Origin of the sequence: Vreelandella stevensii S18214 (assembly GCF_000275725.1) — a bacterium.
Taxonomy (GTDB): Bacteria; Pseudomonadota; Gammaproteobacteria; order Pseudomonadales; family Halomonadaceae; genus Vreelandella; species Vreelandella stevensii.
Genome location: NZ_AJTS01000022.1, coordinates 1 through 15,563 on the forward strand (window position 1 = coordinate 1; position 15,563 = coordinate 15,563).

A 15,563-nucleotide genomic window follows, 5' to 3' on the forward strand; every position below is an offset into this window, starting at 1 on the left:
CGCCAAGGCTCACTTGCAGGCTCAAGGTGAAACCGTGTACCAGATTGGCCACATCGAAGCACGCCAGGGCGAGGCCGTGGTGCTGAACAACCTCAAGGCAGGCCCGCAGGCATGAGTAGTACCGAGTACAGCACGGATACCATCAACGACCTGACCCCGGAACCCGTGGGTACGCGTCGCGTGGTGGTGTTGATCTCCGGCAGCGGCAGCAACCTGCAGGCCTTGATCGACGCCCAGCAGCACGACCGTCTGGGCGGCGAGATCGTCGCGGTCATCTCCAACGAGCCGGACGCTTACGGTCTGAAGCGCGCCCACGAAGCGGGTATCGAAGCGGTGGCTCTGCCCCACCGTGAATACGATAGCCGCGACGCCTATGACGGCGCGCTGATCAAGGTGATCGAACGCCATGAGCCGGATCTCATCGTTCTGGCGGGCTTCATGCGGATTTTGACGCCACACTTCGTACAGCGCTTCCTGGGCAAAATGCTCAACATTCACCCGTCGCTGCTGCCTGCCTACCAGGGCCTCAACACCCACGCCAGAGCCCTGGCCGATGGCGTTGCCCAGCATGGTTGCAGCGTGCATTTCGTCACCGAAGAGCTGGACGGAGGGCCGGTGGTCTTGCAAGCCGAGCTCGCCGTCACCGCCGACGACAGCGTCGAGACCCTCAAGGAGAAGGTCCACGCCCGTGAACACCTGATCTTCCCGATTGCCGTTCACTGGTTCCTCGAGGGACGCTTGCAGTACACCGCCGAAGGCGCACGCATGGACGGCCACCTGTTACCGCCCCATGGCATGCGTCTTTCCCATGCGGATGCCGCCGAAGAACTGGACGAAGAAGCCAACGACGCCTGACCCATCGTGGCATCCAACTCAAAACGCCCTGATGCATCACTGCATCAGGGCGTTTTTCTCTTGCCATCTGACAATGGCTGATCGCTCAGGCCTTCCCCATCACGTTCTGGGCAAGGTTACCCCACGCTGACCCATGTACTTGCCGCCGCGATCCTTGTACGAGGTTTCGCAGACCTCGTCGGATTCGAGGAACAGCATCTGGGCAACGCCTTCATGGGCATAGATCTTGGCAGGCAGGTTGGTCGTGTTGGAAAACTCCAGCGTCACGTGGCCTTCCCACTCCGGCTCCAGCGGCGTCACGTTGACGATGATGCCGCAGCGCGCGTAGGTCGATTTACCCAGACAAATGGTCAGCACGTTACGCGGAATACGGAAGTACTCCACCGTGCGCGCCAGCGCGAACGAGTTGGGCGGGATGATGCACACGTCCCCTTTTACATCGACGAAGCTTTTGTCATCGAACGACTTGGGATCGACAATCGCCGAGTGGATATTGGTAAACACCTTGAACTCATCGGCACAGCGCACATCGTATCCGTAGCTGGACGTGCCGTAGGAGATCACCCGCTGATCGTTGACGTAGCGCACCTGCTCGGTTTCGAAGGGCTCGATCATGGCATCGCTCTGCGCCATACGGCGGATCCACTTGTCTGATTTAATGCTCATCGGTTACTTCATCACTCGCTAAAGGAAATCGTCGGGCCACCGGATTGATGGGCGTTGACGGACTGCGCCACCTGACGGGCAATCTCGGCAAACGTTTGGCTCACGGAACTCTCCGGCTCGGCAACCACGCTGGGGCGCCCGGAGTCGGCCAATTCACGGATCGACAGCGTCAGCGGCAGCCGACCCAGCACCGTCGTGTCGTACTCTTCGGCAATGCGCTCGCCACCACCGGTGCCAAAGATCGCCGCTTCATGGCCGCACTGTTCGCAGTGGTACAGGCTCATGTTCTCGACGACCCCCAGCACAGGCACATTGACCTTGCGGAACATTTCGATGCCCTTGCGAGCATCCAGCAGTGCGATGTCTTGAGGCGTCGTCACGATCACGGCACCCGATACGGCCACTTTCTGCGCCAGCGTCAACTGGATGTCGCCGGTACCGGGCGGCATGTCGATCAGCAGGAAGTCCAGGTTGTCCCACTGGGTCTGGTTGAGCATCTGCTGGAACGCCCCCACGACCATGGGGCCACGCCATACCATGGCATCCCGGGTATTGACCATGAACGCCATCGACATGGCCTGGATACCGTGCGCTTCCAGCGGCAGAAACGTGTTGTTCTCCCCGGCCTGAGGGCGCACCCCTTCCTTGACGCCCAGCATCTGCGCCTGACTGGGGCCATAGATATCAGCGTCCAGCACGCCTACGCGATAGCCCTGAGCCGCCAATGCCAGCGCCAGATTCACGGTCACGGTCGATTTGCCGACACCGCCCTTGCCCGAGGCCACGGCCACGATATGTTTCACACCATCCATCAATGGCTCTCCCGTTGTTGAGCATGGTCTGGCGGGAATGATACTCCTCCACCGCCCATTTCTAAACCGAGAAACGCAAAAGCGGGCATGGAAGCCCCATGCCCGCTCATGTTAGAACACGACAGCTTTCGCCATCGAGCCTGGACTGACGGCAACTACCGGCAGTGATTACGCCTCGTTTTCATCTTCTTCGTTAGCCTCTTCATCGCCTTCGTCAGTCTCTTCATCGCCAGACAGGTCAGGCACCTCGTCATTGGCGGCGTCATCCACGTGCAGACGGTCGCCTAGCGCGGCCAGCTCTTCACGCCATTCACGCAGCTGGGTTTCCAGCCTCTCCAACTGCTCTTCGCGAGTCTCGATATCGCTCTCGACGTTGGCGACTTCTTCGCGTCCGATGTCCAGCGCCACCATCAGATCATCCATTTCACTGCGCACCTGGCTCAGGCTCTCTTCTTCCTCTTCGCGCAGCTGGGTCATGGACTCGATCTCGGACTGCATCGCATCGCGCTCGCTGGTCACGCTATCGCGCTCCTCCTGCAGCGACTCCAGCTCGCTCTGCTGGCTGGCAATCTGCTCTTCCAGCTCGGCCAGGCGCTCGCTGGCCTCGTTGACCTGGGACTCCAGCTCGGCAAGCTCGTCTTCAGCAGCCGCTTGCTCCTCGACCGCCTGCTGGCGCTGCTCTTCGGCTTCCTGACGGGCCGCTTCAGCCTCCTGACGCGCCTGCTCCGCGCTTTCACGGGCGTCTTCGATCTGCTGCAGGCTAGACTCGGCTTCGTCACGCTCGCTGACGATCTGATCGCGGGTTTCACGCAGGCTTTCCAGCTCGCTCTCAGCGCCCGCCAGACGCTCCTCCAGCGAGGTCACTTCCTGTTCGAGCGCGTCACGCTGAGCCTCCAGCTCTTCCAGACGCGACTGCACGGTACTTACCTCGCCCTGGGCGGAAGCCAGCGTCTCGGCCGCTTCCTCCTGCTGTTGCGCCAACAGGGCTATTTCTTCGCGCATGGCCGTCAGGTCTGCTTCGGCTTCTTCGACCTCAGCCAGACGCTGGCTCAGCTGGGCATTTTCCTGCTCGACACTATTCAGCTGACCTTCCAGCCGCTCGACGCGATCACGATGGGTGCCTGCATTGGACTGCGCCATGATGGCCCATATCACCGCAATGGCCGCGATACCGGCAATCCCCTTGACGCGGTTATCCTGAAACAGCGTCTTCATATCGGGCTTGCCAGCAGGTGTTTGCGGCTCTGGGTGGTTTGCTTCTGACATGCTGCATCCCTCTCTTCGCTTGGCTGCTGGTAATAGCAACGTGAGTGACAAAACGTTCGTTACCATCAACGATCGTTTCTAAAAGTAGTCCCTATCAGCATACACAGCCACCCGCATATCGCCAGCCGTCCACCGGGATAGCGCGCTTTCTCTTGTTTTCTACGCGCATGACAATCACGTTATGGCCGCTGCGCTTTACAAAAATGGCTATCTTCGCCAAACCCCTGAGCGCTCCCCTGCTCCGCCTCGAACCACGACAGCTGCGCATGCAGTGTCACCACGCTTCCCACGATCAACAGCGTGGGCGGTTGGATAGCGCCTTGCAGAAAAGCCGTGGGCAGATGCCCCAGCGTACCCGTGTGGGTCTGCTGCTGACGCGTGGTACCTTGCTCGATCAGCGCCAGCGGCGTGTCTGGCGCCAGACCATGGGCCATCAACCCCTCGCAAATCGACGTCAAATTACTCAACCCCATATAGAACACCAGGGTCTGGCCGGGCTGTGCCAGGGTAGGCCAATCAAGGGTAAACTCGCCTTGCTGCAAATGCCCGGTGACGAAACGCACGGATTGCGCATGATCACGATGGGTCAGCGGTATGCCGGCATAGGCAGCGCAGCCAGATGCCGCCGTAATACCGGGCACGACCTCTACCTCGATGCCCGCTGCCACCAGGGTTTCGAGCTCCTCGCCACCGCGACCAAAGATGAAAGGGTCGCCACCCTTCAGTCGAACCACCTGTTTGCCCTGTCGGGCCCAATCCACCAGCGCTTGATTGATCCCCTCCTGGGGAACACTGTGGGATGAACGCGCCTTGCCCACATAGTAGCGCGCCGCTTCCGAGGGTAGCAGCGCGATGATTTCATCACTCACCAAACGATCATAAAGCACCACCTCGGCGCTCTTGAGCCGCCGGTAAGCTTTCAATGTCAGTAAGTCCGGGTCGCCAGGCCCTGCGCCTACCAGACTGACACGACCAGCACTTGGCTGGGAGCTCGTGGCTACCATGGTCGTCATCCCCCCTTCATGTATTGGCTGCGTGCCCAAAACCGCCACCAAAGTAATAAAAATAATGATTTATATACAAAAAAGTAATTTTAAACCGAATTGCTCATGCTGCACAGGCCAGACAACGCAAAATCACAAAATATAGAATTAAAAATATTTTTTTAATTCCAAAAAATTATCAATAAAAGACAATTTGTCAGCAATGGCTTACATCCCATTTACCTTTTTAGGGCTAATCTTTACGGCTAACTTATAATAGGCCTATTGTCTGGAGATTCACGCATGCCCGTGAATGAGGCACCCGTTACTGCAAATCCCGGCACCGTTGGCTCGGAAGAGTTGATCAGCAGTATTCCCGGGGTCATTTTTCGATTTTATCGTGCCCATAGCGGGCACATGTGCTTTCCCTATATGGAAGGCGGCGGCATGGCGCTTGCGTATATCGACAAGCATCAGCTTGCTGAAGATGCCCAGCCCTTGCTGGAGCAACTCACCGGCAGCGACTACCCCAGAATCATGTCAGCCATCGAGCGCTCGGCACGCTGGATGCTGCCGCTGACCACCCGCTTTCAGCTGCCCTTTCCCGAGGACAACCCGCGCTGGATTGCGGTCAGTGCCACCCCGGAGCCCTTGACCAACGGGGTGCGCTGGAGTGGCATCATGATGGACATCACCGAGCAGGTGCTGGAAGAGCAGCGCCTGCGCCGACTGTGCGACACCGACCCGCTGACCGGCCTCGCCAATCGGCGCAAGTTGATGCTGCAACTGACCCATTTGAGCTCCCTGAGCACGCGCCATGGCTCTCCTCTATCGGTGATGATGATCGATATCGATCACTTCAAGCAGCTCAATGACGCCTGGGGGCACCTGCAGGGCGACAAGGTACTCAAACAGCTGGCCACATTGACCACGTCGCTGCTGCGCTGTGAAGACATCGTGGCCCGCCTGGGAGGTGAAGAGTTCATGGTACTGTTGCCGCTTACCTCGCTGCAGCAATGCCATGCGCTTGCCGACCGCCTGCGCAAAACCATCGCCGAACACGATTTCGGCATTGGCCAAGCCAGCGTCACGCTGAGCATCGGCGTGGCGGAGTACCGTTGCGGCGAACCCCTGACCAGCCTGATGGAGCGCGCGGATCAGGCACTCTATCGTGCCAAGGAGGTTGGCCGGGACTGCGTGCGTCTTCTACCCTGACGCTATACTGATCGCGCCCGGAGACCGACCATGCAAAGCCTCGCTCGCACTGCCTTCCAGCCCGTGTCGTCAGATGCCATGCCGCTCGCTCATGAGGCATGCCAACCCCATCTGGCCACACTTCCAGAGTGGCAGATTATCGAACACGATGGCATCATGAAGTTGACGAGACGCTTTGCGTTTCGTGATTTCGCCGATGCGTTGACATTTACCCAACGGGTCGGTGAGGTCGCCGAGCAGGCTGGGCATCATCCGGTCATTGTGACCGAGTGGGGGCGCACCACCGTGACCTGGTGGACGCATACCCTGCGCGGCCTGCATCTCAATGATTTCATTCTTGCCGCCAGAACCGACGAGGTAGTCGAATAAATGTTTGAGCAAATTGAGCGAGTCCCTGGAGACGCCATTCTCGGGTTGATCGAAGCTTTCAAGAAAGACACCAATCCGCAGAAAGTGGACCTTGGTGTCGGTGTGTATCGTGACGCAGCGGGCAATACCCCGGTCATGCGCGCGGTCAAGGAAGCAGAAGCTCGCCTGCTCAAGAATGAAACCACCAAAACCTACATTGGCTCCCACGGTGCCCCCGCTTATGGCGATGCCGTGCTGCCCATGGTACTGGGTGCCGACTCACCGGTACTGGAAGCCAAGCGTGCCAGCGCCACGCAGTCACCGGGTGGCACGGGTGCCCTGCGCCTGGCGGCAGACTTCATCGCCAACCAGCTACCGGGCAAGGGCATCTGGGTCAGCGACCCCACCTGGCCCAACCACCACGGCATCTTCACCGCGGCAGGCATTGCACTGCACAAATACCCTTACGTCGATGCCGAGAACCGTCTGGATTTCGCGGGCATGTTGGCAGCCCTCAAGCAGATCCCCGAAGGCGACGTGGTCGTGCTGCATGCCTGCTGCCACAACCCCACCGGCTTCGATCTTTCTCAAGCGCAGTGGCAGGAAGTCATGGCCGTTCTGCAAGAGCGCAAGCTGCTGCCGCTGATCGACTTCGCCTACCAGGGCTTCGGTGAAGGTCTGGACGAAGACGCCTACGGCGTTCGTCTGCTGGCTGAAAACCTGGATGAAGTGATCATCACCAGCTCATGCTCCAAGAACTTCGGCATCTACTGCGAGCGCACTGGCTGCCTGATTCTGGTGGCCAAGGACGCCGAGCAGATGGAGAACGTTCGCTCCCAGGCGGCCATCGTTGCCCGGGAAAACTACTCCAACCCGCCCGCCCACGGCGGCGCCATCGTCAGCGAAATCCTCCACGATGCCGAGCTATCCGCCCTGTGGCGTGAAGAGCTGACGGAAATGCGCGACCGTATCAACACCCTGCGTCGCGATTTCGTCGAAGCGCTGAAGCCTTACGGCCTGGCGGAAAAATACGCTTGCGTGGCCGAGCAGCGCGGCATGTTCTCCTACACGGGCCTGACCCCGGAACAGGTAGACCGCCTGCGTGACGAGTTCGGCATCTACATGGTGCGCTCGGGCCGTGCCAACGTGGCAGGTTTCTCCCACGAGAATCTCCCCTACCTGGCCAAGGCCATCGCGGCAGTCAACGACTGATCTCACGCACTGACGTATCACGCCCGGGCCTTGGCCCGGGCGTTTTTGTTTCGAAAGATCAACCTCTTGAACAATGATGTGTACAATTGCGCCTTCGCCGCCAGAGCCTGGGGCGCCCGCGCGGCGTCCGTGACAACGCAACGCTTGACCGATTAGTCAAACATTCGGCACACTCAGCGTAGCCTTGTATACAACACACCATAACCGAGAGGCACAACATGGCGGCTGCCAGCACTCCCTACCCCTGGTACAAAAAAGAAGATACCGACGCTTTCTTTGCGCTGTTTCAGAACAACATCGCCAATTTCGTCATTATCGCCATTACCATGCTGGGCATGGGTTTCCCTGCCTCCATCGTGTATGGGCAGGTGCTGCCAGGGGCGGCGGTCGCCGTCATGGTGGGCAACTTCTACTACGCCTGGAGCGCCGCTCGCCTGGCGCGCAAGGAGAACCGCAGCGACGTCACGGCGCTCTCCTACGGTATTTCCACGCCGGTGATGTTCGTCTTCCTGTTCGGGGTGCTGCTGCCCGCCAAACAGCTGACCGGCGATGCCGAACTCGCCTGGAAAGTCGCCGTAGCTGCCTGCTTCATCAGCGGAGCCATCGAAGCGCTGATCAGCGTCGTGGGCCGCTGGGTACAGTATCACCTGCCCCGAGCCGCCATGCTGGGTGCCGTGGCAGGCGTTGCGCTGACCTTCATCGCCGGTGAAATGCTGTTCAAGACGCTGGAAATGCCGGTCATTGGCCTGCTGGTGCTGGGGATCATCATCGTGGGCCTGGTCGCTAGGGTGAGCATGCCCTTCAAGCTCCCCACCTCGCTGTTTGCCATCGTCATCGGGACGACCATGGCCTACCTGATTGGCGATGCAGGCACCGAGCGCTTCAGCGATGCCTTCACCCACTTGGGGTTCTACCCCTTGCTGCCCAATCTCGCCTGGTTCGAAGGGCTGGGCCTGCTGTTCACCGGCATGCTGGCCGTCCTGACCGTGGTGCTACCCATTACCCTGTACAACGCCATCGAAACCATGAACAACGTCGAGGCCATGGAAGCCGCAGGCGACAAGTACGATGTGCGGGAGTGCCAGGCCGTGGATGGCGCGGGCACCATGATCGGGGCGCTGTTTGGGGGCGTGTTTCCTACCACGGTCTACATTGCCACGGTGGGCGCCAAATGGATGGGCGCAGGGCGCGGCTACAGCCTGCTGAACGGCGCCGTCTACGCGCTGGCCACCATGTTCGGCCTGATTGCTGCCCTGGCGGCCATCATCCCGGTCTCCGTCGTGGCGCCTATTCTGGTGTTCGTGGGAATGTCCATGATCGCCACTGCGTTCCAGGCCAACGATACCCGCTACTACCCAGCCATCGCCCTGGCGATGCTGCCCTACTTCGCCAATTATGTGATGACGCGCTTCAACCGGGGAGCCGGTGAGGTGGTCAGCGACATCTCCAGCGCCATCGTCGTGCTGGGGCAAGGCGCCATGTTCATGGCCATCCTGCTGGGCGCCATGACCGTGTCGGTGATCGACCATCAGTTCCGCCGGGCAGCGGCCTTTGCCGCCATCGCGGCGGGCTTTTCATTCGTTGGCCTGATGCATGCACCGCAGCTGGCCTTCAATGCGGCCCCCGACTTCGTCATGGGCTACCTCGCCATGGCGCTGCTGTTCCTGTACTTCTCGTTTCAGGAATCACGCCGCCTGCACTGAACCTGTCGTAGGGTCATGACGCTCCCGCCCGCCGATGCGGGCGGGAGAGAATCCGCCGCAGCACCCCCCAGGCCATCAGGCCTGCCAACACATTCCCCACCGCAGCACCGGCAGCCAAGCCCGTCCAGCCAAACAGCTGAGCCCCCACCCAAAGGCACGGCAGGTAGCAAACGAACAGCCGCGCACTGGAGAGCAGCATGGCCCGCAGCGGCCAGCCCAGCGCATTGCCCGCCGAGACCACCAGCATGCACACGCCCAGCGCCGCATAGCTGGGCAGTAGAAAACGTATCAGCAGCGCCAGCTCGCTCTGCACTTCCGGATTACCGGCCAGCGCCATGGCCACCCAGGGTGAAGCCAGCGCCAACAACACGCCTAACGCCAACTGCCAGGCCACGGCCACGGTCAGCGCCAGGCGCAACAAACGGTGGATCTGCTCCCAGTCTCCAGCCCCATAGCAGCGCCCCAACCAGGGAGGCAGCGACATGGTCATGGCAAGAATCACCATCAGCGAGAGGGTTTCCAACCGGCTGGCCAACCCCCAGGCCGCGACCTGGGTATCGCCAAGACCGGCCACCGCCGCAATCGCCAGCATGGCGGCCAGCGGCGGCATCAGCTGGCTGACCATGGCTGGCGCGGCAATGCCGGTGAAAGGACGCCAGGAGCGTTTGGCCTCTGGCCACAGCGCGTCCATCGTCGCCCACCCACGGCGATACAGCTTACGGCTGGTAAACCATAAGCCCACGGCAAAGGCGATGGCCGTGGCCCAGGCAGCCCCCGGCAACCCCCACCCCTCCCAGGGGCCTAGGCCAAAAATGAACAGCGGGTCCAGCACCAGGTTCACCAGGCTGCTGACCACCATCATCTTGCCGGGCAACCGAGTATCGCCGTGGGCCCGAAACACGCTGTAGATGAAGTAAAGCAAGGCGCCCAGCCAGGCAGCGAACAGCTGCGGCGCCCAGTAGGCTCGAATGTGCCCCAGCGCACGCTGGTCGGCCCCCAGCAGGCTGAACAAGGGCTCCTGCAACGCCCAAAGCACCACGGCCAGCGCACCGATGACCGCGCCACCGGCTACCAGCACCAGGCTGCTCAAGCGCTTGGCTCTGGCCTGTTCACCGGCCCCCAGGGCGCGGGAGATGAGCGCCGCAATCGCAATGCCCATCCCCACCTGAATGCCAATGATCAAAAACGACAGCGGAAAAGTGAACGACTGGGCGGCCAGCGGGGCCGTGCCCAGCCGCGCGATGAAGGCGCTGTCGACCAGCTGAAACCCCAGCAGCGCCAGAACGCCAATGGCCATGGGCCAGGTTTGGCGCCATAGGGTGATGGCCAACTCACGTTGTTGCATAGCGGCTGCCAACGGCGGCCTCCTTGGTGTATTGCTCGGTTGACGGGTGCCCTAAAACGCAAGGGTATACGGATTTAATGGTTGATGGGGCACCTTCACCCCACCAACCTGATACCTCCCTCAGATGGTTGATAGATCGACCCCGTAGTTGAGTTCCTCTGCGAAGTCCGGCAGTCCGTAACCGATGGTTTTCTTGTAGAACGGAGAGACCTTCGCAGTCGGGGCCTTCTTCTTGTGCTTCGTGGTGTAGAGCATTCGTGCCCGCATCACCTCAAAGGAATAACCACGCCCTTCACGGTTCTTGTCCTTGGCCAATCGGTTGATGGACTCCGTGTAAGCGTTGGTGACGGGAATATCCGTCTCGAAGTAGATCATGATCTCTTCGCGCCAGTTACACACCGCCCTGACCAGATCGCTCCAGACTTCCTTCTGGCCCTTCGGGATGGTGGCTATCCATTCGTCCAGGGCGGCTTCTGCCTGGGGCCGTGTGGTAGCATTCCAGATGCCGTAGAAGCGCTCCTTGTGCTCGTAGGCGGCCAGCAGTTGCGGGAATGCGCCTGTCCAGGTCTCCATGATGAGGCGCTCCCGGTCTGAGACTTCGTGAGCGCGTTTCAGCAGGATTTTCCGGTCTCCCTTAAGGGTTCGGCTCTGTGAGGGCTTCAGCTCCTTTCTGAGGCCCTTGCGCACCTTCTCCAGCGCATCGTTGGCCATACGCACCACATGGAACTTATCGACCACGATGCGGGCCTGTGGCAGCACCGCCTTGACCGCTGCCCGGTAGGGGTTCCACATGTCCATGCTGACGATCTCGACCTTCTGCCGGTCTTTGAGCTTCATCAGGTAGTTGGTCACCGCGTCCTGACGGCGGGTGGCCAGCAGGTCGAGCAGGGTTCGCTCCTCGATGTTGGTCAGGATGCAGCGGTAGCGCTTGTTCAGGTACAGCTCATCGATGCCCAGAATGCGAGGCGTCTCGAAGCGGTGCCAGCGCCCCAGGAACTCGACGCGGGCGTTAAAGATATCGCGTACCGTCTTCTCGTCCAAGCCGGTCTGCGCCGCCACGAAGGTGTAGGGGTGGTTGAAGGATTCCTTCTCCACGTACTCATGCAGCCGCAGCGTCATGCGGAAGCCATCCACCATCTCCGGTAGCTGGGGCCTGAAGGTGGTCTTGCAGGCCCGGCAGGTGTACCGACGGCGGACCACCCAAAGGGTGACCCGCTTGCCGTGAATGGGCAGATCCCGATAAGGAACATCACGCTTACCGAACCGCACGAGCTCACCCATCACGCCGCAGTCCTCGCAGGCGATTGGATCAGGCGCGTCCACTTGGAAGTGCATGTCTTCGTCGGTGTGTCGGCAGTCCAGTACTTGGTATGTTGACAAGTGGATTATGTTGGCAGAACCGATCACAATCAGTCAGCCCCTCTTGCGCGTAGCATCGAGCAGACTTTCTCGTATCTTTCCTATATTTGGAAGATTTATATCAGACAATGTTGCCATCCATAATCCATCAACAGTTAATCTTGTTATAGCTAAGTGATCATCCCCATCTGTCTGAAAATGTTTTCTTTGCATCTTGTTGAACCAGCTTGCCCAAATCGAACGAAGTTCTGATTCACCAATAGAAAGTACTGCTAAAGCCGTCCTTCTGTCATGCATTCCATCCCACGCTGAAGCCATTGAAAATTCAATATATGCACGTGTAAATGATCCGTACTCTTCAGGATCCTCAGCCATGTGTTGCTCTAAGTCTCTTTCAACTGAAAAAAGTAAATCATTGAACATTGCCAGTATTAAATCTTTTTTACAGGGGAAGTGATGCAAGAACCCGCCCTTTGTAACCCCAGCCATTTCAGATACACCCTGGACTGTCACTGCGGCCAAACCACGCTTGAGCGCAATAGAAACCCCTGCTTCTATAAGTTGCTTTTTTACAAGTTCTGGCTGTTTTTTCCTGCGATAGGATTCCATTGGCACCTCTTGGTATCTGTTAACTTTTTCTTCTTAATACGAAAATTAACGAAAATGTGGAGAGCTCGTGCCCCGTCCGCTGGTTAAACATGGGGATCGCTTGCCTACACAGTTTGCTGCGGCAGTCTATGCAGCAGGCGTCGGGTAGAAAGGATTGCAATAACTACGTAGAACAGGAATGCGGCGCCATGCAAACGCCCGAATAGCCATACACCGAGCTCGGTGGTCGCAGTTGCGTACTTTAGGAACATTCCGATCAGCAGGCCTGCCTATGTCAATCCTTCAAACAGGCAAACGATAGCGAAAAGCCGTCCTATCCCTTCTAGCTTCTTTATTCGATGACATGATTTCATTTGTGATTTACCTATACTTCTGGCTTAAACTTTGGGTTAAAAAAATCAAAAACTTCGTGTCAACTCACAAACGGCAATGCTCGACCTTCGACGAAACTTGCAAGCCCCAAGTTAGCTAATATGGCAAATACAAGCGAGCATATTAATATCGAAGCCGAAAACCAGATAACAACATTTCTTCTATTAGCTCCCGAAGCTATAGCAAAAGCCGAAGCAGCGTGAACTCCAATCAAGAACGGCCCAAGGAAAGCTAAACCAGGCACGCCGAATCGCTCAAAAATCACTCGCTTTCGAGATTTTTCATCCGCGACATCATCAACACCCTCAGATGGTGCTTTTTTGCGCCAGCGCTTAATCCAGGATTTTATTTTCTCTCCAGCATAAATCACTGGCAACAAGGTAATAAGGTTGCCCGCAAAGCCAACTAACGCCGCAGGCAACCAAGGTAAGCCAGCTAATACACCCAACGGGACGGCTAGCCATACTTCAAGTACAGGTGTCGCAGCTCCTATGAATACGCCCAAGTACAGCATTAACTCATTCATATTTGATCTTTCTCGTCAAAAAAAACGAACAATACCGTACGGACGGTATGTTTGCAAGAGGAAATCCTTTCAAGCAATCAGTTCTTCCGGTGTGGAGCAAGATCGAGCCGCGATGCACCTGACAAATCAACCAGATATTCCGGTTACCCAAACGCAAAAAACGCCACCACCCGTGAGGGTGGCAGCGCTTTCATCGGGCATCGCTTACTGGCGGATGCCTTCGAAGGTAACGTACAGCTCCAGCTCGTGCATGGCTTCCGGGAAGTCGCTCATGTCGATGCCGAAGTCACTCAGCGTCAGCATGGTGCTGCCTTCGAAACCGGCGCGGTAGTTACCCCAGGGGTCTTCGCCTTCGCCCATCAGGGTTACCGGCATTTCGATTTCCTGAGTTTCGCCATGCAGCGTCAGCTCGCCGGTCACCACGCCTTCGTTGTCACCCGTGGCTTCGAAACCAGTGGACGTAAAGGTCGCCGTGGGGAATTCGCTGGCGTTGAGGAAGTCAGCGCTCAGAATATGACGATCACGCTCGGCATGGTTGGTGGTCAGGCTGTTGACCTGCACTTCCATGGAGACGGAAGACGCGTCCAGGTCGTCGGCATCGTAATGGAACTGGCCATCGAAGGTCTCGAAGCTGCCCAGAATGTAAGAGAAGCCCAGATGGTTGATCTTGAACTGCACGAACGCGTGCTGGCCTTCGATATCGATCTGATAGTCAGCCGCCTGCGCCTGGCTCAGGGGAACCAGAGCCGCTGCGGCCAGTGCCGTGGCAATCGCTGTCTTCTTCAACATTGCTATCTCCTCGCTTTCCTTGGTCAAGAGTGCGGATCCATCATGAGTCCGCGGTGAGTAGAACAGGGTTCAAATCTTTGGCTGGCCATGACGATTTGGCTGCCCATGGCGCGGGTTGATCATGCGGCGCAGCGTATCGTGCCCCAAGCGCCAGTGGTGAACCAGTGCCACCAGTGCATGCCCACCTGCCAATACCATGAGCGCCAGCGCACTGTACCAGTGTATGTCGCCCGCCACGCTGGCCTGATTGGGCAAGCCATGCACGATGGCGGGCGCATCGAACCAACCAAATACACTGATGGAACGGCCATTGGCGGTCGAAATCAGGTAGCCGCTGAACAGTACCATCAGCATCAAAACGTAAAGGGCTATGTGGCCAAGGTGAGCTGCCAGACGCTCGAACCGACCACCCTCTGCAGCCGGGCTGGGCTGTATCATGCGCCAGGCCAATCGACCAAAGGTGGCCAGCAGCAGTAGCACGCCCACCGAGCGGTGTATCCAGGGAGCCTGATTGTACCAAGGGTCGTAATAACCCAACCCTGTCATCCACCAGCCTAACGCGAACAAGCCAATAATGGTCAAAGCGCTCAGCCAGTGAAACGCGATACTGATCACCCCCCAGCCACTGCGTGTATTACGCCACATCCTTGATTCCCCATTGACGGCTGCACGCTGCCCCACAGCATGCTTCACTTGTTATGAAAATCATAACCTTTCGCATGACAAAACACTGCTGAAAAAAGCAGAACGCATCGTTCGGAAAAACCGTTTCATCGTGCCCGTACCGTGTCACTTTATGAAACGTTAGCGCGTTTCGCCAATAAAAAAGGGTATACGGATTTAATGGTTGATGGGGCACCTTCACCCCATCAATCTGATACCACCCTCAGATGGTTGATAGATCGACTCCGTAGTTGAGTTCCTCTGCGAAGTCCGGCAGTCCGTAACCGATGGTTTTCTTGTAGAAAGGAGAGACCTTCGCAGTCGGTGCCTTCTTCTTGTGCTTCGTGGTGTAGAGCATTCGTGCCCGCATCACCTCGAATGAGTAGCCACGGCCATCGCGGTTCTTATCCTTGGCCAGCCGGTTGATTGACTCCGTGAAGGCGTTGGTGATCGGGATGTCGGTCTCGAAGTAGGTCAGCATCTCCTCATGCCAGCCACTGATAGCACTGACGAGATCTTTCCAGACCTCCTTTTGCCCCTGTGGGATGTCGTCAATCCAGGCAGTCAGCGCCTTCTCGGCGTCACGCCGGGTTGTGGCGTCCCAGATGTGGAAGAACCGCTCCTTGTGCTCGTAGGCCGCCAAGAGCTGGGGGAATGCCCCTGTCCAGGTCTCCATGATGAGCCGTTCGCGATCTGAGACATCGTGAGCGCGCTTCAGCAGGATCTTCCGGTCACCCTTGAGGGTTCGGCGCTGGTTGGACGTCAGCTTTTTCCTGAGCCCCTTGCGGACCTTTTCCAAGGCCTCGTTGGCCATTCGCACGACGTGGAACTTATCGACCA

Annotated in this window: 17 protein-coding genes; 5 read left to right on the plus strand and 12 right to left on the minus strand. The window is 58.3% G+C overall.

All coding sequences use genetic code 11. From position 1 onward, the window contains the following. The first annotated feature begins 111 nt into the window (after positions 1-111). The gene (purN, locus tag HSS18214_RS0104060; RefSeq protein WP_016914022.1) at positions 112-855 is read left to right on the plus strand and encodes a phosphoribosylglycinamide formyltransferase; all 744 of its coding nucleotides are present in this window, start codon (positions 112-114) and stop codon (positions 853-855) included. A gap of 99 nt (positions 856-954) precedes the next feature. Here purN and dcd read toward each other — a convergent pair whose 3' ends face one another. The 4 genes from dcd to cobA all read right to left on the minus strand — a co-directional run bounded on the left by dcd (position 955) and on the right by cobA (position 4,612). After that, entirely contained in the window at positions 955-1,521 is a 567-nt protein-coding gene (gene dcd, locus HSS18214_RS0104065; RefSeq protein ID WP_016914023.1) for a dCTP deaminase, read from the minus strand. An 11-nt stretch (positions 1,522-1,532) separates the two neighbouring features. Then, positions 1,533-2,333 carry an iron-sulfur cluster carrier protein ApbC gene (gene apbC, locus HSS18214_RS17825; RefSeq protein ID WP_016914024.1) on the minus strand — a complete coding sequence of 267 codons (801 nt, stop codon included), beginning with the start codon at positions 2,331-2,333 and terminating at the stop codon, positions 1,533-1,535. 168 nt (positions 2,334-2,501) lie between these two features. Further along, a complete protein-coding gene (locus HSS18214_RS0104075) occupies positions 2,502-3,599 on the minus strand; it encodes a coiled-coil domain-containing protein (protein WP_016914025.1) in 1,098 nt (365 codons plus the stop codon). 179 nt (positions 3,600-3,778) lie between these two features. Beyond that, a complete protein-coding gene (gene cobA, locus HSS18214_RS0104080; RefSeq protein ID WP_016914026.1) occupies positions 3,779-4,612 on the minus strand; it encodes a uroporphyrinogen-III C-methyltransferase in 834 nt (277 codons plus the stop codon). Positions 4,613-4,885: 273 nt separating this feature from the next. Between cobA and HSS18214_RS0104085 the strand changes: the two genes are divergently transcribed. The 4 genes from HSS18214_RS0104085 to HSS18214_RS0104100 all read left to right on the plus strand — a co-directional run bounded on the left by HSS18214_RS0104085 (position 4,886) and on the right by HSS18214_RS0104100 (position 9,060). Beyond that, entirely contained in the window at positions 4,886-5,797 is a 912-nt protein-coding gene (locus HSS18214_RS0104085; protein WP_016914027.1) for a GGDEF domain-containing protein, read from the plus strand. Between the two features lie 30 nt (positions 5,798-5,827). Then, positions 5,828-6,166, plus strand: a complete 339-nt coding sequence (locus HSS18214_RS0104090; protein WP_016914028.1) for a 4a-hydroxytetrahydrobiopterin dehydratase — start codon at positions 5,828-5,830, stop codon at positions 6,164-6,166. Further along, complete coding sequence (locus HSS18214_RS0104095; RefSeq protein ID WP_016914029.1) at positions 6,167-7,357, plus strand: amino acid aminotransferase; 1,191 nt, start codon at positions 6,167-6,169, stop codon at positions 7,355-7,357. 218 nt (positions 7,358-7,575) lie between these two features. Then, positions 7,576-9,060: a uracil permease gene (locus HSS18214_RS0104100; RefSeq protein ID WP_016914030.1), complete on the plus strand. Its 1,485-nt coding sequence runs from the start codon at positions 7,576-7,578 to the stop codon at positions 9,058-9,060. Positions 9,061-9,073: 13 nt separating this feature from the next. On the opposite strand, the gene HSS18214_RS0104105 is transcribed toward HSS18214_RS0104100, so the two are convergent. The 8 genes from HSS18214_RS0104105 to HSS18214_RS0104125 form a co-directional block, all read right to left on the minus strand. Continuing rightward, a complete protein-coding gene (locus tag HSS18214_RS0104105; protein WP_016914031.1) occupies positions 9,074-10,405 on the minus strand; it encodes an MATE family efflux transporter in 1,332 nt (443 codons plus the stop codon). 120 nt (positions 10,406-10,525) lie between these two features. Beyond that, on the minus strand, positions 10,526-11,794 hold the full coding sequence (locus HSS18214_RS0104110) for an ISL3 family transposase (RefSeq protein WP_371827786.1): 1,269 nt from the start codon (positions 11,792-11,794) through the stop codon (positions 10,526-10,528). A gap of 24 nt (positions 11,795-11,818) precedes the next feature. Then, positions 11,819-12,373, minus strand: coding sequence for a TetR/AcrR family transcriptional regulator (locus HSS18214_RS18545; RefSeq protein WP_068811892.1), 555 nt, complete (start codon positions 12,371-12,373; stop codon positions 11,819-11,821). A 104-nt stretch (positions 12,374-12,477) separates the two neighbouring features. After that, positions 12,478-12,636 (minus strand): DUF3817 domain-containing protein, encoded by a 159-nt coding sequence (locus HSS18214_RS19765; protein WP_371827787.1) that lies wholly within the window; start codon positions 12,634-12,636, stop codon positions 12,478-12,480. A gap of 149 nt (positions 12,637-12,785) precedes the next feature. Then, a complete protein-coding gene (locus HSS18214_RS18555) occupies positions 12,786-13,271 on the minus strand; it encodes a small multi-drug export protein (protein WP_068811893.1) in 486 nt (161 codons plus the stop codon). A gap of 204 nt (positions 13,272-13,475) precedes the next feature. After that, positions 13,476-14,060 (minus strand): YceI family protein, encoded by a 585-nt coding sequence (locus HSS18214_RS0104115; protein ID WP_016914033.1) that lies wholly within the window; start codon positions 14,058-14,060, stop codon positions 13,476-13,478. A 69-nt stretch (positions 14,061-14,129) separates the two neighbouring features. Beyond that, positions 14,130-14,705 (minus strand): cytochrome b, encoded by a 576-nt coding sequence (locus tag HSS18214_RS0104120; RefSeq protein ID WP_016914034.1) that lies wholly within the window; start codon positions 14,703-14,705, stop codon positions 14,130-14,132. Positions 14,706-14,946: 241 nt separating this feature from the next. Further along, the coding region (locus HSS18214_RS0104125) for an ISL3 family transposase (protein ID WP_016914035.1) at positions 14,947-15,563 on the minus strand (617 nt) is incomplete at its 5' end.